Origin of the sequence: Nonomuraea sp. NPDC001831, from assembly GCF_042892035.1 — a bacterium.
Taxonomy (GTDB): Bacteria; Actinomycetota; Actinomycetes; order Streptosporangiales; family Streptosporangiaceae; genus Nonomuraea.
Window position 1 is genome coordinate 427,952 of record NZ_JBIATU010000003.1, and the last position, 18,495, is coordinate 446,446.

Below are 18,495 nucleotides of genomic sequence, written 5' to 3' on the forward strand. Positions count from 1 at the left end.
CCGAGTTCTCAGCGGCGGGGCGGTCCGGTGGTTCCGCGGACGATCAGCGTGGGCGACACCGACGAGGCCACCGAGCGCGTGCGTCCTTCGATGCGCTCGACGAGCAGGCGCGCGGCGGTCGCCCCGATCACCCGTCCGTCCTGGTCGACGCTGGTGAGCGAGATGCGCTTGAGCGAGGCGATGCCGATGTTGTCGTAACCGGCGACGGACAGGTCCTCCGGCACCGACAGGCCGGCCTCGTCGGCGGCGCGCAGGACGCCGAGCGCCGCGATGTCGGCCCCGGCGAAGATCGCGGTGGGCCGGTCGGCGCGGGCGAGCAGTTCCCGCGCACCCTCGTAGCCGCCCTCCTCGGTGAAGGAGGTGGCCAGCACGTCGTCGGCCAGCCCGTGGGCGCGCATCGCCTGGCGGTAGCCTTCGGCGCGCACCATGTGCGGCAGTCCCTGGGCGCGGGCCCGCTCCAGGTGGGTGATGTGCGCGATGCGGGTGTGCCCGAGCCCGACCAGGTGGTCGACCACGAGCCGGGCCCCCATCACGTCGTCGTCGACGACCGCGTCGTGGTCCGCCGCGCCGCCGTGCCTGCCCACCACGACGACCGGGACGGCCGCCGCGATGGCGGCGAGTTCGGCGTCCGTCATGACCGGCGAGATCAGGATGAGCCCGTCCATGCTCCGGTCGATCATGGCGTCGGTCATCCTGGCCTGCGTCTTGGGCTCGATGCCGCCGGGCCCGAGCAGCACCTGGTACTCGGTGTCGCCGAGCCGGCCGGTGATGCCCTCGATGATGTCGGGGAAGAACGGGTTGCGGGTGTCGGAGAGCATCACGCCGAGGGTGTAGGTGCGTCCGCGCAGGGCGCGGGCCGCGGCGTGCGGGCGGTAGCCCAGCTCGTCGATGGCCTGCCGCACCTTGGCCTGCATCTCCGCGCTCACGCCGTACGCGCCGCGCACCACCTTCGACACGGCGGCCGTGGAGACCCCGGCCCGCCTGGCCACATCGGCGATCGTCACCCGTCCGCTCGTCACACGCCATCCTTTTGGGTTCTCGTAGAACGAACTACATACTTTGCTGACAGCAGAGGCTAGCCCGCTGCCGCTCCTCAGGTCCACCCCTTGACGGAGGTTTCGATCTTGCCGTAGAACGTTCTACACATTCTCCCCCACATGAACAGGAGCACGAGCGTGAGAGCACCAACTCGTCCGCTCGGCGCGGCGATAGGCGCCGTCCTCGCCCTGTCCCTCGCCGGCTGCGGATCCTCCGCCCCGGAGGGGACCGGTCAGGTGAAGCTGACCCTCTGGCACAACAGCGCGGATCCGGCGCCGCTGCTGGAGATGTACAAGAAGTTCGAGAAGCAGTCCGGCCACAAGATCGAGCTCGTGTCCATCCCGTCCGACGGTTTCGAGGACACCACCCAGACCAAGTGGGCCACCGGCGAGCGCCCGGACATCCTGGAGTACCACGCGACGGTGAGCGGCCTGCTGGCCCTCAACCCCGCCCAGAACCTGCGCGACCTGACCGGCGAGGCGTACATCGCCAGGTCCGGCGACCTCTACCAGGCCGCCGGGGCCGTGGGCGGCAAGGTCTACGCCGCCATCACCGGCTTCCCCCAGGTCTTCGGCCTCTACTACAACAAGAAGGTCTTCACCAAGGCCGGGCTGACCCCGCCGGCGAACTTCGCCGAGCTGGCCGCCTCCTGCCCCAAGCTCAAGGCCGCCGGCGTCACGCCGGTCTTCGAGTCGGGCGGCTCGATCTGGCCCGTGCAGATCCTGCCCATCCTCTACCTGGCCGGCGCCAACCAGGCCAACGCCTACGGCAAGGCCATCGCCGGCCACAGCAGCACGCTGGCCGACCCCGGCTCGCCCTTCGTCGCCGGCCTGACCGCCTACGCCAAGCTGAAGGCCGACGGCTGCTTCAACAAGGACATCGTCACCGCCAAGTTCGAGGACTCGATGAAGGCCCTGGTGACCGGCGAGGCCGCCATGGTCGCCCAGCACTCCGACATGCTCCCGGCCCTGCTCGCGGCCGCCGGCGGCGACCAGAAGACCGTGGACGAGTCCGTCGGCTTCGTCGGCCTGTCCAGCGACAAGCCGCTGGTGACCTACGCGCCCGGCCCGATCGGCACGTTCTACCTGCCGAAGACCGGCGACTCGGCGCGCGAGAAGGCCGCGCTCGACTTCGTGCGCTTCATGACCGGCCCGGCCTACGCCGAGTACATCGCCGCGTCCAAGACCTTCCCGGTGCTCAAGGACGTGCCCGGCCCGCAGGGCGTCTCGTCCGTGCTGCAGGACGTCAAGAAGGCCTACGACACCGGCGCCGTCATCGCCTTCAACTCCGACATCCCCGGCATGGGCGGCCTGGCCCAGCTCATGTCCGAGCTGATCGCCGGGCAGAAGGACCCGCAGAAGGCGGCGACCCAGCTCCAGGGCCAGGTCGAGCAGGCGGCCAAGGCGGCAGGGCTGCCCGGATGGTGATGCGGAACAGGGCGGCCTGGCTGCCGTGGGCGCTGCCCGCGATCGTGCTGGTCACGGTCTTCTTCGTCGCCCCGTTCCTGCTCAACGTGCGGTTCGCGTTCTCCTCCTGGACGAGCTTCCGGGCCGAGATCACCTGGAACGGGCTGGAGAACGTCCGCACGCTGATCGACCAGGACCTGCTGGCCAACGCGGTCACCGTGACCGTGCTGTACGCGATCCTGTGCATGGCGATCCAGAACACGGTCAGCCTCTCGCTGGCCCTGGCCCTCCAGCGGACCAGCCGGATCAACACCGTCTTCCGCTCGGCGTTCTTCCTGCCGACGCTCATCTCGCCGCTGGCCGCCGGGTACATCTGGCGCGGGCTGCTGGCCCCCGACGGGGCGATCAACTCCTTCCTCGGCATCGAGTGGGCCTGGCTGGGCGAACCGTCCACCGCGCTGGTGGTGGTGGCGTTCATCGACGCGTGGAAGTGGAGCGGGCTGATCACCCTCGTCTACATCGCGGGCCTCAACTCCATCCCGAAGTCGCTGCTGGAGTCGGCGACCGTGGACGGCGCCGGCCCGTGGACCCGGCTGCGGCGGGTGGTGTTCCCGATGCTCGCCCCCGCGCTGACCTTCAACGTGGCGGTCACGCTGGTGGGCGCGCTCAGCGCGTACGACGTGATCGCCGCCACCACCGGCGGCGGCCCCGGCGACCACACGCGGGCCCTGAACGTGGTGATGCGCCAGCAATGGGGACAGGGCTTCTTCGGCTCGGCCAGCGCGCTGGGGTTCACCGTGACGCTGCTGGTGATCGCGACCGCCGTGCCCCTGGTGTGGTGGCTGCGGCGCAGGGAGGTGACGGGATGAGAGCGGCGCTCAAGTACGCGGCGCTGACGGTCTTCGCGGTCCCGTGGGTGCTCGTGCCCGTCTGGCTCGTGGTCGTCAACTCCTTCAAGCCCGCGGGCGAGGCCGCCGAGCTGGGCCTCGGCCTGCCCAGGACGTGGGCGATCGCCGAGAACTACGGCATCGTGCTCGACCGGGGCGGCTACCTGACCGGGCTGCTCAACAGCCTCAAGGTCACCGTGCCGATCGTCATCGCGGTGGTGCTGCTCGGCGCGGCGGCGGCGTGGGCGTTCGGGCGCAGCCGGTCGCGGTGGCTGCAGGCGGCCTACTTCGTGATGGGGCTGTCGATCCTGCTGCCGCCGTCCATCATCCCGACCGTCTACCTGCTGCGCGCCCTGTCGCTGGACGGCGGCTCGCTCGGCTACGTGCTGACGATGACCGGCTGCCGCCTGGGCGTTGTGATCTTCCTGGCCACCGGGTTCGTCCGGGCGTTCCCGCCGGACCTGGAGCAGGCCGCCGCCATCGACGGCGCCTCCCGTCCGCAGGTGTTCGTGCGCATCCTGCTGCCGCTGCTGCGGCCGGTGCTGTTCGTCGGCGGCGTGATCCTGATCATCAACGTCTGGAACGACTTCTTCTTCGCCCTCTTCCTGCTCCAGGGCAGCGCGAACGCCACGCTGCCGCTGAGCCTGTTCCAGTTCGCCTCCGGCACCCTGCAGAGCCTGAACTGGAACCTCGTCTTCGCCCACGTCCTGCTCACCACGCTGCCCCTGGTGGCGGTGTACGCCGTCGCGCAGAAGCGCGTCCTGGCCGGCCTCACGGAAGGTGCACTGAAGGGATGACCACGCACGACATCGCGCTCGACTGGGTCAGGCGCGAGATCAAGGAGGGGCGGCTGCCGTGCGCGGTGTTCGGCGCCGCGACCTCCGACGGGATCCAGGTGCTGGAGGCGTTCGGCGCCCACGACGGCCGCGGGACCAGGACCGACGACCACTTCGCGCTGTTCTCGGTGACCAAGCCGCTGATGGGCCTGCTGGCCCTGCGGCAGGTCGAGCGCGGGCTGCTGTCGCTGCGCCGCCCGCTGCGGGACGTGCTGCCGGCCTTCGCCCGGCCCGACGTCACGCTCTGGCACCTGCTGACCCACACCAGCGGCATCGCCGAGCAGACGCTGACCCCCGACGACCTGGTGGAGCACCTGCTCACCGCGCCGTCGCTGTTCGAGGCGGGCACCCTCAGCCACTACTCCAACCTGGCCTTCGCCGGGATCGCGGAGATGGTCCGCGACGTCACCGGCCGCGACGTGGCCGAGCTGGTCGACTCCGACCTGAACACGCTGGTGCCGGGCGGCGGGCGGATCACCTTCGACCCGGCGTGCGAGGCGGCCGAGGTGCACGGCCTCGAACTGCTCGGGCCCGGCTTCGACTTCGACGCGTTCGTCCGGCTCCGTCACCCGGCGGGCGCGCTGTTCTCCCGCGCCGAGGACCTGCTGGCGCTGGGCGGGGCGCTGCTGCGCGGCGACCGCGCGCTCATCCACCCGACCACCCTGGCCGCCATGACGACCCCGCAGACGACGGGCCTGGTCAAGCTGCAGCCCGACCCGGTCAACGCCGGGCAGGACTGGGGGCTCACCTGGAACCTGCGCCACTCGGCCCCCGGGCTGCTGGACCGGCGGCTGTACGGGCACGGCGGCGCCTCGGGCTGCCAGTGGTGGATGTACCCGGAGCAGGACGCGTGCTTCGTGCTGCTGATCAACGTGATGGCGCCGAGCCTGTCCGGCGTCGACGTCGACGGCCTGCACAACGCCTTCACCACCGGGCTCGATGCGTGAACCGGGACTCGGGGGTGCTCGACGTGCAGGTCTCGGGCGCGCAGACGCCCTACATCCGGCCGGCCCCGCCCGGTGCGCGGGCGGGCCTGACGTGCGGCCTGGCGGATCCGGTGGGCGTGGACGAGCCGTCGCCCCGCCTGTCGTGGGACGCCCGGACGACCGCGGCGGCCACCGTGGCGCTGTCCGCGGACGGGCGCGAGGTGTGGCGGTCCGCCGTGCCCGCCGGCTCGCACGGCGTGGACGTGCCGGACGAGCTGCTGACGCCGCTGACGCCGTACACGTGGGAGGTCGAGGGGCTGGCGGCGGGCGCGTTCACCACGGGCCTGCGGGCGCGCGGCGCATGGGAGGCGCCCTGGCTGCCGGGCGATCCCGAGGCGGCGGTGAGCCTGCGCGGGACGTTCACCTGGCGTCCCGCACCGGGACGCGCCTGGCTGGCCGCCACCGCGCTCGGCGTCTACCGGGCGCTGCTCAACGGCGCGCGGCTGGGCGAGGAGGAGCTGGCCCCCGGCTGGACCGACTACGGCCACCGCACCCGCTACCGGCTGCTGGAGCTCACCGACCTGCTGGCGCCCGGCGAGAACGAGCTGGAGCTGTGGCTGGCTCCCGGCTGGTACGCCGGCCACGTCGCCGGCGGCGGCCCGCGCCGCTACGGTGACCGGCCCGCCGTCAGCGCCCAGGTGCTCGTGCGGGACGACGACGGCCCGCGCCGCGTGTTCGCCACGGACGCCGCCTGGACCCGGCGGGACCTCGGCCGCCCGCGCGCCGACCTGGTGATGGGCGAGACCGTCCGGGCGCCCGCCGAGGGCACCGGGCCGGCCGGGACGACCGCCGCGCCGGAGATCCTGGTGGAGGCCGACCCCGCTCCCCCGGTCCGGGTGATCGGCACGGTGCCCGCCGTGTCGGTGACCGAGCCCGCGCCGGGCGTGCAGGTGGCCGACTTCGGGCGGAACGTCGTCGGGCGCGTCCGGCTGCGCGTGGACGCGCCGGGGCCCGTGCGGATCGTCGTCCGGCACGGGGAGGAGCTGACCGCGACCGGGCGGCTCTACACCGACAACCTGCGCACCGCGGACCAGCGTGACGAGTTCGTCCTCGACGCCGGATCACACGTCGTCGAGCCCGCCTTCACCCTGCACGGGTTCCGCTACGCGGAGGTCACCGGCTGGCCGGGCGCGCTGACGCCGGACGACCTGGAGGCGGTGCTGCTGTCGTCCGCGCTCGCCGTCACCGGCTCGCTGACCGTGAGCGATCCCGCCGTACGGCAGCTCGTCGCCAACATCGGCGCGTCGGCGGACGGCAACCTGGTGAGCGTGCCGACCGACTGCCCCCAGCGCGACGAGCGGACCGGCTGGACGGCCGACATCTCGGTGTTCGGCTCGACGCTCAGCTTCCTGCGGCACACGCAGGCGTTCCTGTCCGGCTGGGTGACGACGCTGATCGACGGGCAGCGGGCCGACGGCGCCGTCCCGCACGTCGCGCCGGTGCTGCCCGAGTACGGCTACGACTCCCCCGTCTGGTCCGACGCGCTGGTCGAGGTGCCGTGGCTGCTGTGGCGGCGCTACGGCGACGACCGCACGTTGCGCCGCGCGTACGACCCGATGCGGCGGTGGGCCGCCTACTGCCTGGCGCAGTCCGACGACGGCCTCCGGCCGGGCCGGGCGCTGGGCGACTGGCTGGCCCCCGGCACGGTGGAGACGCCCAGGAGCCTCATCGCCACCGCCGCGCTGGCCCGCAGCCTCCGTCTGATCGCGCACGCGGCCACCGTGCTCGGCGAGCCGCACGCCCCCGAGTACGACGAGGCCGCCGCCCGCGTGTCGGACGCCTTCCGGCGGGCCTTCCTCGACGGCCCGCGGCTGCGCACCGAGACGCAGACCGGCTACGCCGTCGCCCTGGCGTGGGATCTCGTCCGGCCGCAGGACCGCGCCGCGGCGGCGCGGGCGCTGGCCGACCTGGTCCGCGCCGACGGGCACCGGCTCATGACCGGCTTCGTCGGCACCCCCCTGCTGCTGCCCGTGTTGTCGGAGACCGGCCACCACGACCTGGCGTGCCGGATCTTCAACCAGGAGGGCTACCCGTCGTGGCGCTACCAGCTCCGCGCCGGGGCGACGACCATGTGGGAACGCTGGGACGCCTGGCACCACCGGTACGGCCTGCAGACGCCGGCCATGAACTCCTTCAACCACTACGCCTACGGCTGCGTGGGCGACTGGTTGTTCCGGCACGTGGCCGGCCTGGGCGACGACCCGCGCGGGACGGGCGGCGGGTTCGGCGAGCTGCTGCTGCGTCCGGGGCCCGTGCCGCTGCTGCGGCAGGCGCACGCCCGCTACGCGAGCGCGTCGGGGGCCGTCGAGTCGGGCTGGCGGGCCGGGCCCGACGGGGTGCAGTTCACCTTCGCCGTCCCGCAGGGCGTGAGCGCCCGCGCGGTGCTGCCCGTACGCGGCGCCTGGGACGGGATGACCGTCAACGGCACCTTCCTCATGGGCCTCGGCGAGCAGCTGCCGACCACCAGGCTGGCCGACGGCGGCTGCGCCCTCGACCTGCCGCCGGGCCGCTGGTCGTTCACGGCTCCCGCCGCCGCCACGTCCCACCTGCTCCAGGAGTGGGACGACCTGGGCCGGTGAGCCGCGCCCGCCCGGCGCTCAGTCGGGGACGCGGCCGGGGACGCGCCCGGCGCGGCGGGACGTCAGGCGGTCGGGGGCCGGCCAGCGCACGGCGTGGGCCCAGCCCGCCCGCTCGAACCAGCGGATCAGCCGCGCGCTGGGGTCGAGCTGGCCCTTGAGCACGCCGTGCCGGGCGCAGGTGGGGTCGACGTGGTGCCAGTTGTGCCAGCCTTCGCCGAGCGTCAGCATCGCCACCCACCACACGTTGGACGACCGGTCCCTGGTGCGGAACGGGCGGTCGCCGAAGGTGTGCGCGATCGAGTTCACCGACCAGGTGACGTGGTGCACGACGGCGTAGCGGACCAGGCCGCCCCACAGCAGCCCGCTCCACGCGCCCGCCCACGACATCGACCAGAGCCCGCCGGCGGCGGCCGGAAGCGCGAACGACAGCAGCACGACCGCCGGGTAGGCGGCGTCGAAACGGCGGACGTCCGCATCGGCCAGCAGGTCGGGCACCCAGTGCCGGCGGCTGGAGCGCTGACGGGCCGTGTAGAACCAGCCGATGTGGGCGTGCAGCATGCCGCGCAGCAGGGCCGGGCCGCTGTCGCCGTAGCGCCACGGCGAGTGCGGGTCGCCCTCGCGGTCGGCGTACTTGTGGTGGCGGCGGTGCTCGGCGGCCCACAGGGTGAGGGGGCCCTCGACGGCCATGCCGCCGGCCAGCATGAGCGCGATCCGCAGCGCCCGATTGGCCCTGAAGGCGCGGTGGGTGAACAGGCGGTGGTAGCCGATGGCGATGCCGAAGATGCTCACCAGGTACATCACGACCGCGATGGCCAGGTCGCGCGGGCCGATGCCCCAGCCCCAGGCCGCCGGCACCGCCAGGGCCAGCAGCAGCACGGGCAGGACGACCAGGACGACCAGATAGGCGGTGCGGCGGCCGGTGGTGACCGTCACCGTCTCCGCCGTGCCCGGCTGCGGCAGGGGTGACGTCACGTTACCTCCCATGAGCGGTACGGGGTCGATCAGGCTCCTTATTCAATGACCAGGCTCATGGACTGCGGCAATGCCCTGACAGTGACGGAGTAATTACCGTGAGGCACCAAAACAATGCACTCGGTTGTCATGAAGAAAGGGTGTGAAGCCTCCCTAGATTGTGATTGCGCAACGTGATCATCCCAGTGCGCTCCGATATCAGGCGGAAGGTCCACGAATGGGTGCTGTCGATCAGGCGACCACGGGCGGCTATCTGGACAGGTACGACCAGGCGCTGGCCAAAGACCCGATATCGGCGTTCGGCCTGGTCCGGGAGTGGATGCGGACCGACTGGCGGAGCCTGTTCGCCGAGCTGCGCGAGCGACGTCCGGTCTTCGTCACCCCCGCCTTCACGGTGGTGACCCGCTTCGCCGACGTGACCGAGGTGCTCGCCCACGAGCAGGTCTTCTCCGTACGCGCCTTCGCTCCCCGCCTCGACGCCGCGCTGGGCGCCCCGTTCATGCTGGGCCGGGACGCCACGCCGATGAACTGGCGGGAGAAGGGCCTGATGCAGCTCATGCTCGCCCCGGAGGACGCGGCCGGCGTGCGCGAGCTGACCGGCCGCCTGGCCGACGAGCTGCTCGACGCCGCCGGGCCGGGCGGGCGGCTGGAGGCGGTCGAGGGGCTGTTCCGCCCGGTCGCCCTCGGCGTGTGCGCGCGGTATCTCGGCGTCCCCGGCCCCGACCCGCGGACCCTGGGCCGCTGGACGCGGGCCGTCGTCGCCGACGGCTTCGCCAACTTCCTGGGCGACCCGCAGCTCCGGGCGGCGTCCGTCAAGGCGGGCGCCGAGCTGGTCGGGTACCTGCGCGACCTGCTCGCCGAGCACCGGGCCACGCTGCGGGCCGGCCGGGAGCTGCCCGACGACGTCTTCGCCCGGCTGGTCCGCACGTCCCCGCCCGGCGTCCCCGACGACCGCATCGTGATCAACATGGCCGGGCTGCCGCTGGGCTTCGTGGAGAGCGCGCCGGGGGCCATGGCCGAGGCGGTCGAGCAGCTCCTGCTGCGCCCGCGGGTGCTGGCCGAGGCGACGGCCGTCGCCGGCGATCCCGAGCGGTTCGACCCGTACGTCTGGGAGGCGCTGCGGTTCAGCCCGTTCTTCAAGCTGCTTCCCCGGCTGTGCGAGCGCGACCACGTGCTGGCGGCCGGCACGCCGCGCAGCACGGTGATCCCGGCGGGCACGTTCGTGCTCGCGGCGCCGGCCTCGGCCATGTTCGACGCGGACGTGGTGCCGGAGCCCGAGGAGTTCCGCCTCGACCGTCCCCCGCACCATCGGCTGTTCTTCGGCTCGGGCCATCACGCCTGCCTCGGCGTGCACGTGGCCGCGGTGGTGATCGCCGAGACCGTGCGCCGGCTGCTGCTGCGTCCGGGCGTACGGATGCTGCCGCCGCCGGAGGGACGGGTGGAGCGGTCACTCGGCATCTTTCCCGACGCCTTCGCGCTCGGGCTCGGCGCCGACGTGCGGGAAGGCTGACGATGGCGGCGAGCCGAGCACGCAGCATCGCCACGGACGGCCTGTCCAACCGGCTCAGGTTCCTGGCCCTGACCCACGGCCGGCCCCTCTGGGACCTGCTGCAGAGCAGCCGCCCGGTGCGGCGCCGGATCAACGCCTCGCTGATCGACCACGCCATCCGCGAGATGCCGCCGCGCCCCGAGCCGCTGAGCACCATGGCCGGCTACACCTCGTGGGCCTCGCTGACCGACCGCACCTACAGCGGCAGGCACCTGCCTCCGGTCGCCGTCCCCGAGGGGCGGCTGCCCACGCCCGAGAGAGCCGCCGACCTGTTCGCCCGCGGCGAGTCCATGATCCCGTGCCCGCGCTCCACGGTGCTCTTCGCGTACTTCGCCCAGTGGTTCACCGACGGCTTCCTGCGCGGCGACGTCAACGTCCCGCGCGACCCGCGCAAGAACAGCTCCAACCACCACATCGACCTCAACCAGGTGTACGGCCTCGACGAGGCGGCCACGGCCGCGCTGCGCGCCTTCGACGGCGGGCTGCTCAAGAGCCAGTCGGTCGGCGGCGGCGAGTTCCCGCCCTACCTGTGCGAGAACGGCAAGATCAAGCCGGAGTTCGCCCCGCTGCGCGTCATCCGCTTCGACCAGCTCTCCGACGCACAGCGCGACACGCTGTTCGCCACCGGCAGCGACCGGGGCAACGGCCAGATCGGCTTCACCATGCTCACGGTGCTGTTCCTGCGCGAGCACAACAGGGTGGCACGGCTGCTGGCCAGGGAGAATCCCCGCTGGGACGACGAACGGCTGTTCCAGACCGCCCGCAACATCCTCATCGTGCTGCTGATCAAGCTGGTCGTCGAGGAGTACATCAACCACATCACCCCCTACCACTTCCGGTTCGCCCTCGACCCGTGGCTGTCCGAGCGACTCGACCGCGCGGCCTGGCACCGGCAGAACTGGGCCTCCGTCGAGTTCAACCTCGTCTACCGCTGGCACAGCCTGGTCCCGTCCCGGCTGTCGGTGGCCGGGCGGGAGCTGCCGATGGCCGAGACCTTCTTCGCCGGCTCGCTGATCCCCGGCCCCGGCCTCGGGCGGCTGTTCGAGGACGCCTCCCGCCAGCGCGCCGGCCGCATCGGCCTGTTCAACACCGACCCGGTGCTGCGCGAGATCGACGTGGCCAGCCTCGCCGACTCCCGGGTGCTGGGCCTGGCCCCGTACAACCGCTACCGCGAGCACTGCCGTTTCCCCCGGGTGCGCGCCTTCGAGCAGATCACCGGCGACCGGCGGGTCAGCGGCGCGCTGCGCGACCTCTACCGCGACGTCGACGACGTCGACCTGTACGTCGGGCTGTTCGCCGAGGAGCCCGGCTCCCCCGACGCGATCCTGCCGCCGCTGCTCACCAAGATCATCGCCATCGACGCCTTCTCCCAGGCGCTCACCAACCCGCTGCTGGCGCCGCGGATCTTCAACGCCGCCACGTTCTCCCCCCAGGGCCTGCGGATCATCGCGGCCACGCGCACGCTGTCGGACGTGCTGCGCCGCAACACGCCCGAGGACCCGGCCCCCCGCTTCGTCAGCATGTCCCGGCGGGCCCGCCCATGACCGGCGACGACGATCCGGCCGCCGGGCACCTGCGCGCCCTGGCCCGGGAACTGGTGGACGTCGCGGTCACGATCCACGCCGCGGCGTCGCACGCCACGGCCGCGCTGACCGACGAGGCGCTGCTGCGGGCCGTGCCGCGCACCCCCTCGGCGGCCGCACCCGCCTACCGCGCGCTGCTGCGGGCCACGACGAACGGCCGCGGCCTCGGCTGGTCCTTCGCCGGGGGCCGGCCGGCCACCGCGGCCGCCAAGGCCGGCGCCATGCTGGGGGCCGAGAGCCTGGCCGTGCGGGTGCTGGCCACGTCGTTGCGGCTGCGGGTGGCGGCGGTGGCGCTCGCCCATCCCGAGCTGACCGGGGATCCCTTGCTCGCCCGGCTCATCGAGGCGGCCGCCGCCGACCGCGACGTGGAGGCCGTGCGGGCATTGCGCGCCCTGCTCAAGGACCGGGGCGCGGTGCGCGCGCTCAGCCAGCTCGCGCCGGTCTTCGGCGAGGTCCTGGCGCTGCGCGCGCTGCTGGACGAGAACCCGCTCAACGACGCCGCCGCCTGGCTCATCGCCACGGGGACGGGCTTCGCCACCGCCGATCCGCTCCTCGGCCTGAGCAACAGGGCGATCGCCGTCCTCGACGTCGGGGAGGGCGCCGCGCGCCGGGTCGAGCTGAGCGCGGCCGAGTCGGCCCGGCTGTGCGCGCGCGGGTCGCTGCTCGGCTTCCTGTCCAACATCTGCACGATCGGCACCACCGGGCGGGCCCTCCTCCAGAGCGTCGAGGGGCCGGACGGCGTGATCCGCCACGTCCTGCACGCGCCCGGCATGCGCCTCGGGCGTCCCGACGGCGAGTCGCCCCAGGACCTGCTCGGCGCGTTCAGCAGCGCCGTCCTGGCCGCCAGCCCCTACAGCCGCGCCCTGGCACGGGCCGTCGCCGACTACGGGTTGCCGCGGGGCGCCGAACTGGCGCTCGTCGGGCACAGCGCGGGCGGAGCGGCGATCATGAACCTGGCCCAGGACCCCGCCTTCTGCGCCCGGCACACGGTCACGCACGCCGTCGCCGTCGGCTCGCCCGTCGACTTCAAACGCCCCGCCGACCCGCGCACCTGGGTCGCCAGCGTCACCAACCAGCACGACATCATCCCCACCCTCGACGGGCAGGGCGCCGGCACCTGCTTCGACCTGCACCCCGACTGGTACGTGGTGGACTACAGCGATTCCACCCACATGTTCCCGCAGTGCCACAGCATCGAGCGCTACCTCGCCAACCTCACCGACGACCTGCCCGAGGCCCGCGACGTCATCGAGCAGCGGCTCGCCCCGTACCGGGGGCGGGTCGTGCGCTCCCAGGCGTACCTGCTGTTCGACCGTCCGCCCGGTCCGGAGCCGTCGCCCTTGCGGGCCGTGCCGGTCCACGGGTCCGAGGGGGGCGTCGAGCTGCCGATCAGGTGCCGCGACGGCGAGGCGCTCACGGCCTGCTTCGCCGTCAGCCCGGCGGCGGTGGCCGGGCTGCTGGAGGGCACGGGGCTCGGTCCCGTCGTACGGGTGGCGGGGCGGGCGCTGGTCGTCGTGCACGCCGCCCGGAACCGGCGCACCGGCGTGGGCGACTACGCGGAGTTGCAGGTCGGCGTCGTGGTGCCGGGGCCGTTCCGGTCGCCATGGTGGGGGTCCCGTCTTCGCGACCTGCTGCGGGGCGCGGACGTGCGCCGCTGCGGCGCCTTCCTCGTCGGCTCGGCGGCCGACAGCGCGATCGTCCAGGCCCTGGGCGCGCGGCTGTGGGGCGGCGAGACGTACCTGACGGCTGTGGAGCTGCGGCTCGGCCCGCGGTCCGCGCACCTCGCCGCCGACGGGGTCCTGATCCTGCGCGGCCGGCTCGGTCCCGGCCTGCCGCTGAACGATCCCGGCCTGGTCGGCTACGCCCGCGAGGCCGGCGCGGTGCTGCGGTCCTGCGTCCGCGCCCGCGGGCGGGCCCGGTTGCACGCGGCGCCGTCACTGCGGCTGGCCGTCGAGCCGGGGTCGGCCCACCCGCTGGCCGGCCGGCTGCGCGAGCTGGGCCTCGACGGCGCCCGCCCGCTGCTGTGCCTGTCGGCCACCACCCGCCGGACGCTCCGGGACGCCGCCGTCCCGGTGCCGACGGCCTGACGGAGGAGCCATGCCCGCCCGGATCGCCGCGATCGTCGCGCACGCCGAAGTCCTGCGCGCCGACGCCCGCGCCCTGGCCGCCTGCGCCGAGCGGCTGCGTGCCGTCGAGGCAGGTCTGAAGGCGGGCGACGGGACGCCTGCCTGGTTGCGCGCGGCGGTGACCGCCCATCTGGCGGCGTGCGTGACCGCCGCCGCCGACCTGGAGGCGTCCGCCCGCCACCTGCTCCGCTACGCGGACAAGGCGGGCGCCGAGCAGACCGGGCGCCTGCGGCCCGGTCGCGACGAGCCCGGCCGGTAGCGGCGCGGGGTCAGCCGTCGGCCCGCGGCTCCGGCTGCTGGTCCGGGCCGGGCCGGGCCGCCGGCTCCCGCGCGGCCCGGCCTTCGGCGGCCTTGGCCCGCGCCTCGGCGCGCACCAGGTGGACGACGCCGACGATGAAGGCTCCGCCGACCACGACGGGGGGCGCGAGAGCGGCCACGATCTCGTACACAGAGACACCTCTTTCCGGGCTGCCCGCCCAGGATATGCAGGACGGCCGCCGAGCAGGCCGCCGCCGACACCGAACGCGGCCGCCCGGCGTCACCGGCAGCAGCGCCACTCCGGCGGCGACGAACCAGGCGATCACTGCGCCGGTCCGTCCTGCTCCTCCAGCGCCTCGCGCAGCGCCGCGGCCACCTCGGGCGTCACCGTGCCGACGAACCGCTGCACGGCCGCCACCACGTCGCCCGCCTCCGCCAGGGCCGCGCGCATGGCTTCGGCGACGAAGGCGTCCTTGCCCGCGGTGGCCTTGTAGAGGTGGGCCCGGCCGACGCGCTCGCGGACGACCATGCCCTTGTTCGCCAGGCGCATCAGCACGGTCAGCACCGTCGTGACGGCGGGCCGGGAGGGCAGGCCGGCCGCGAGGTCGTGGGCGAACATGCCCTGAGGATGCCGCCACAGGGCTTCCATGATCGACCGTTCGAGATTGCCGAGCTGCATCCGCGCCCCCTCCCGGGTTCTGCCCGAAGGAGAAGGCTGTCGCCAGGACGTGCTCGGGAGTCCGTACGGGCGGGCCCGCCGATGAGTTTCGCGGGCGCGGCCGGTCTGTCCCTGTGCCTCGAGAAACCGCGACCGATCAGTGAGGGACCATGAGCGCCAACGCACTACCGCCCGTCGTCGACGCCGAGACCTGGCGGCTCCGGCTCGACGAGCTGCGGGCCAGGGAGAAGGCCGCCACCCGTGAGCTCGACGCCATCGCCGCCCAGCGCCGTCGCCTGCCGATGGTGCGGATGCCCGACTACGTCCTGGAGGGCGAGGACGGGCCGGTCCGGCTGGCGGACGTCTTCGCGGGCAGGCGGCAGCTGATCGTCTACAACCACATGTGGTTCCCGGGCAAGGAGTGGCAGTGCCCGGGATGCACCGGGTTCACCGCGCAGTTCACCCGCCTGGAGTTCCTGGACGACTACGACGCCCGCTTCGTCGTCGTCACCCAGGGCCCGATCGACGAGGCCCTGGCCTACCGGCGGCGGGTCGGCAACCGGATGCCCTGGTACTCGACGGCCGGCAGCCCGTTCGGGGCCGACGTCGGCGCGCCGCCCGGCGCGGGCTTCGCCGTGAACGTGTTCCTGCGCGACGGCGAGGCCGTGTACCGCACGTGGCACACCGACGGCCGGGGCACCGAGCAGCTCACGCACACCTTCGCGCTGATCGACCTGCTGCCGTACGGGCGGCAGGAGGAGTGGCAGGACTCCCCCGACGGCTGGCCGCGCTCGCCGGCCTACAGCCGCTGGCCCTCCTCCCAGGAGATCGCCCGCCGTTACGGGCCGGACGATCAGGTTTAGCGATCTTCCGTCATGTCAGGGGGAATGACATGACGGACGACTTACAGCCCATGCCCGATGACTGGACGAGAGCACTGGCCGTCGTGGCCCACCCTGACGACATGGAGTTCGGCAGCGCCGGCGCCGTGGCCGCCTGGACCGGCGCCGGCAAGCAGGTCGGCTACCTCCTGCTCACCCGCGGCGAGGCGGGCATCGACTCGATGCCGCCGGACCAGGCGCGCAAGGTGCGGGAGGAGGAGCAGCGGGCGAGCGCCGCCATCGTCGGCGTCTCGTCGGTGGAGTTCCTCGACCATCCCGACGGCGGGATCGAGCACTCCCCCCGGCTCCGGCACGACCTGGTGGCGGCGCTGCGCCGGCACCGGCCCGAGCTGGTGATCACCTTCAACCACCACGACTTCACCTTCACCGGCAAGTGGAACAGCCCCGACCACCGCGTCACCGGCCGGGCCGTGCTGGACGCGGTCCTCGACGCGGGCAACCGCTGGATCCTGCCCGACGCCGGGGCCGAGCCGTGGGGCGGCGTCAAGTACGTGGCGATCGCCGGTTCCGTCCGGCCGACGCACGCGGTGGACGTGACCGGGTACCTGGACGCGGCGCTGGCCTCGGTCGAGGCGCACGCGGCGTACCTGTCGGCGCTGGGGGTGCCGCCGGGCGGGGCCCGGGTGCCGCTGGAGGGGTTCGTGAACGCCGCGGGTCAGCGGTTCGGCGGCCGTCCCGCGGTGCCGTTCGAGCTGATCTCCTGCTGAACGCGGCCCGGCCCGGCCCGCCGCGCGCGGACCGGGCCGGGGGCGGCTCCGTCAGTTGACCTCGTCGACGTACTCGGCCAGGCGTTCCTCGTCCACGACCAGGAACGGGTCGGAGGTGGGCAGGACCAGGCCGGCGTCCTTGAATCGTTTGAGGAAGAATCCGACACGCGACCGGGTGGTGCCGACCATGCCGGAGAGTTCTTCCTGGGTGATGCGCTCCTCGATGGCCCGCACATTCGGGGCACGGCGCTTACCGATCTTTCTGGATAAGCGCAGGAGAACGGAGGCCAGGCGCTGCTCGCTGTCCATCGTGACCATTGTCGCGATCACTTCCTGCTGTTCCCGCAGGCGTAGTGCGAGATAGTCGATGAACCCGTCCATGAGTTCGTTCTCGGCCATGGCGGCGCGGAAGCGGGCGGCCGGGATACGACGCACCCAGGTGGTCCGCATGGCGGTGGCCGTCTCGCTGCGCTCGGCCCCGAGCAGGGAGGATTCGCCGAAGATGTCGCCGGCGGTGAAGATCGAGAGCAGGCATTCCTTGCCGCAGCGCGCGTACATCTGGGTCTTTACCTGGCCGCTTTCGATCACGTAGATGTTGCTGTCGCGCTGGCCGCAGTTGTAGATGTTGGCGCGTCTCGGCACCCGGATCGAGCAGGCGCCCGATGTTTCCTGGGAGATGAAGGAGCGGAGCCCGGCTCTCAGTCGCGCAGCGTCGGATGGCTTCATTTACCCCGCCCCTCGCAATTCATTTCATGGCGTCGTTGCCCCTACCCATCAATCGACTGATTAACAAGCTGCCCCATAATTCTCTGATATGTCCGGAGAATTGCCTGGAAGCGGATTTCGGCTGTTATCGGACCGCGGCGGCGTCAATAAAGTCCCGGGCCATATCCAGCAACTCCGGGTCACCTTTGAACAGCGATATGTGGTCGCCGTGCGCCCGCAGATGCAGGACGGCGTCCGGCAGCGCCGCCGCCACCGCCTTCGACCCCGCCGGGTGGGCGGTCTCGTCGTCGTGACTGGAGACCACCAGGACGGGCCGGTCGATCCCGGCCAGCCACGGGCTCACGTCCGTCGTCATGATCTCGCCGTTCAGTCGGCAGTAGCGGTGCAGCAGCTCGGGCGTCGCGTACGGGTACACCACCAGGTGCGCCAGGTCGGGCGGCACCGAGGAGAGCATCGTCTGGCAGAGCACGGGATGGATGGCGGCGGCCCGGTCGGGGCCGGCCGCGGCCATCTCCATGAGCGCCACCAGGTTCTGCTGGTGGTGGGTCCGGTCGGCGCCCTTCACGGCGGCGAAGTCGCCGTGCCACAGGCTGAGCGAGCCGACGCGGGCGGGATCGAGGTGCGCGGCGGCCAGGCCGATGACGGCTCCGCCGCACAGGCACATCAGATGCGCGCGCCGGACGCCGAAATGATCCATGACCGCGAAAAGGTCGCCGGCCTGCGCCGTCACCCCCACGTCCGGCGGCTCCGCCGCGGAAACCGGCCCGAACAACTCGCGGGTCTCCCAGGTGAGGACGTGATGGGTGCGGGACAGGAACCGCATCCACTGCTCGCACAGCCGGGCCGGCATGCCGCAGGCGGCCACGATCACGACGGCCGGGGCCTGCGGGTCGCCGGCCGCGTAGGCGGGCAGCGGCGGGCCCCCGTCCGCCCGCGCGACCTCCTCGCGCGTGCACAACCCCTCGAAGCCGTCCCGCGCCGCGCCGTCCACGACCTCGTCGACGGTGGCCGGCGGCAGGTCCTCGCCCATGCCGTCGCGCAGCGCGAGATGGTCGCTGACCAGGCGTTCGAAGGTGTCGAGCGAGTCCTGGTCGGCCAGGGCGAAGTCCGGTGCGCCCAGCCGTCGGGTCACACGGCCCAGGAGGGAGGCGAGGCCGGGCGGGCCGGCCAGGCGCACCGGATGCCGCAGGACGTCCACCAGCGGCCGCGCGTCCTGCACGGCCCGGGTCAGACGTCTCAGTTCGGCGGCCACGAGATGATCACCGCATTCCGTGGGTTGTCA

General features: G+C 73.0%; 17 protein-coding genes. 11 read left to right on the top strand and 6 right to left on the bottom strand.

The window, feature by feature from the left end; all coding sequences use genetic code 11:
• Positions 1-8: 8 nt before the first annotated feature.
• Complete coding sequence (locus tag ACFYYW_RS12995; protein ID WP_352326873.1) at positions 9-1,019, bottom strand: LacI family DNA-binding transcriptional regulator; 1,011 nt, start codon at positions 1,017-1,019, stop codon at positions 9-11.
• A 156-nt stretch (positions 1,020-1,175) separates the two neighbouring features.
• On the opposite strand from ACFYYW_RS12995, the gene ACFYYW_RS13000 reads away from it, so the two are divergent.
• Genes ACFYYW_RS13000 through ACFYYW_RS13020 form a run of 5 tightly spaced genes read left to right on the top strand, consistent with a single transcriptional unit; the run spans position 1,176 to position 7,732 of the window.
• On the top strand, positions 1,176-2,465 hold the full coding sequence (locus tag ACFYYW_RS13000; RefSeq protein ID WP_352326872.1) for an ABC transporter substrate-binding protein: 1,290 nt from the start codon (positions 1,176-1,178) through the stop codon (positions 2,463-2,465).
• The gene (locus ACFYYW_RS13005; RefSeq protein ID WP_364390819.1) at positions 2,459-3,313 is read left to right on the top strand and encodes a sugar ABC transporter permease; all 855 of its coding nucleotides are present in this window, start codon (positions 2,459-2,461) and stop codon (positions 3,311-3,313) included. Before ACFYYW_RS13000 ends, ACFYYW_RS13005 begins: the two co-directional genes overlap by 7 nt.
• Positions 3,310-4,128, top strand: a complete 819-nt coding sequence (locus tag ACFYYW_RS13010; RefSeq protein ID WP_364412031.1) for a carbohydrate ABC transporter permease — start codon at positions 3,310-3,312, stop codon at positions 4,126-4,128. Before ACFYYW_RS13005 ends, ACFYYW_RS13010 begins: the two co-directional genes overlap by 4 nt.
• Positions 4,125-5,114, top strand: a complete 990-nt coding sequence (locus ACFYYW_RS13015; RefSeq protein WP_387648007.1) for a serine hydrolase domain-containing protein — start codon at positions 4,125-4,127, stop codon at positions 5,112-5,114. The genes ACFYYW_RS13010 and ACFYYW_RS13015 overlap by 4 nt, the downstream gene beginning before the upstream one ends.
• Positions 5,111-7,732, top strand: coding sequence for a family 78 glycoside hydrolase catalytic domain (locus ACFYYW_RS13020; protein WP_387648010.1), 2,622 nt, complete (start codon positions 5,111-5,113; stop codon positions 7,730-7,732). Before ACFYYW_RS13015 ends, ACFYYW_RS13020 begins: the two co-directional genes overlap by 4 nt.
• 18 nt (positions 7,733-7,750) lie before the next feature.
• On the opposite strand, the gene ACFYYW_RS13025 is transcribed toward ACFYYW_RS13020, so the two are convergent.
• Positions 7,751-8,704, bottom strand: coding sequence for an acyl-CoA desaturase (locus tag ACFYYW_RS13025; RefSeq protein ID WP_352327689.1), 954 nt, complete (start codon positions 8,702-8,704; stop codon positions 7,751-7,753).
• Positions 8,705-8,921: 217 nt separating this feature from the next.
• Between ACFYYW_RS13025 and ACFYYW_RS13030 the strand changes: the two genes are divergently transcribed.
• From ACFYYW_RS13030 to ACFYYW_RS13045, 4 genes are read left to right on the top strand one after another with little or no spacing between them, the layout of a single operon-like run.
• A complete protein-coding gene (locus tag ACFYYW_RS13030) occupies positions 8,922-10,214 on the top strand; it encodes a cytochrome P450 (RefSeq protein ID WP_387648013.1) in 1,293 nt (430 codons plus the stop codon).
• Positions 10,215-10,216: 2 nt separating this feature from the next.
• Positions 10,217-11,797: a peroxidase family protein gene (locus ACFYYW_RS13035; protein WP_387648016.1), complete on the top strand. Its 1,581-nt coding sequence runs from the start codon at positions 10,217-10,219 to the stop codon at positions 11,795-11,797.
• Positions 11,794-13,923, top strand: a complete 2,130-nt coding sequence (locus ACFYYW_RS13040) for a hypothetical protein (protein ID WP_387648019.1) — start codon at positions 11,794-11,796, stop codon at positions 13,921-13,923. The genes ACFYYW_RS13035 and ACFYYW_RS13040 overlap by 4 nt, the downstream gene beginning before the upstream one ends.
• A 10-nt stretch (positions 13,924-13,933) precedes the next feature.
• Positions 13,934-14,221, top strand: a complete 288-nt coding sequence (locus ACFYYW_RS13045) for a hypothetical protein (protein WP_387648022.1) — start codon at positions 13,934-13,936, stop codon at positions 14,219-14,221.
• A 10-nt stretch (positions 14,222-14,231) separates the two neighbouring features.
• On the opposite strand, the gene ACFYYW_RS13050 is transcribed toward ACFYYW_RS13045, so the two are convergent.
• Positions 14,232-14,411 carry a hypothetical protein gene (locus ACFYYW_RS13050; protein WP_387648025.1) on the bottom strand — a complete coding sequence of 60 codons (180 nt, stop codon included), beginning with the start codon at positions 14,409-14,411 and terminating at the stop codon, positions 14,232-14,234.
• Positions 14,412-14,542: 131 nt separating this feature from the next.
• Positions 14,543-14,899, bottom strand: a complete 357-nt coding sequence (locus ACFYYW_RS13055; RefSeq protein WP_387648028.1) for a BlaI/MecI/CopY family transcriptional regulator — start codon at positions 14,897-14,899, stop codon at positions 14,543-14,545.
• Between the two features lie 149 nt (positions 14,900-15,048).
• Here ACFYYW_RS13055 and ACFYYW_RS13060 point away from each other — a divergent pair, with 149 nt between their 5' ends.
• On the top strand, positions 15,049-15,741 hold the full coding sequence (locus tag ACFYYW_RS13060; protein WP_387648031.1) for a DUF899 domain-containing protein: 693 nt from the start codon (positions 15,049-15,051) through the stop codon (positions 15,739-15,741).
• Between the two features lie 29 nt (positions 15,742-15,770).
• Positions 15,771-16,487: a PIG-L deacetylase family protein gene (locus ACFYYW_RS13065; protein WP_364390835.1), complete on the top strand. Its 717-nt coding sequence runs from the start codon at positions 15,771-15,773 to the stop codon at positions 16,485-16,487.
• A gap of 51 nt (positions 16,488-16,538) precedes the next feature.
• On the opposite strand, the gene ACFYYW_RS13070 is transcribed toward ACFYYW_RS13065, so the two are convergent.
• Positions 16,539-17,213: a Crp/Fnr family transcriptional regulator gene (locus tag ACFYYW_RS13070; protein WP_387648035.1), complete on the bottom strand. Its 675-nt coding sequence runs from the start codon at positions 17,211-17,213 to the stop codon at positions 16,539-16,541.
• 124 nt (positions 17,214-17,337) lie between these two features.
• Entirely contained in the window at positions 17,338-18,465 is a 1,128-nt protein-coding gene (locus ACFYYW_RS13075) for an alpha/beta fold hydrolase (RefSeq protein ID WP_387648038.1), read from the bottom strand.
• Between the last annotated feature and the right edge of the window lie 30 nt (positions 18,466-18,495).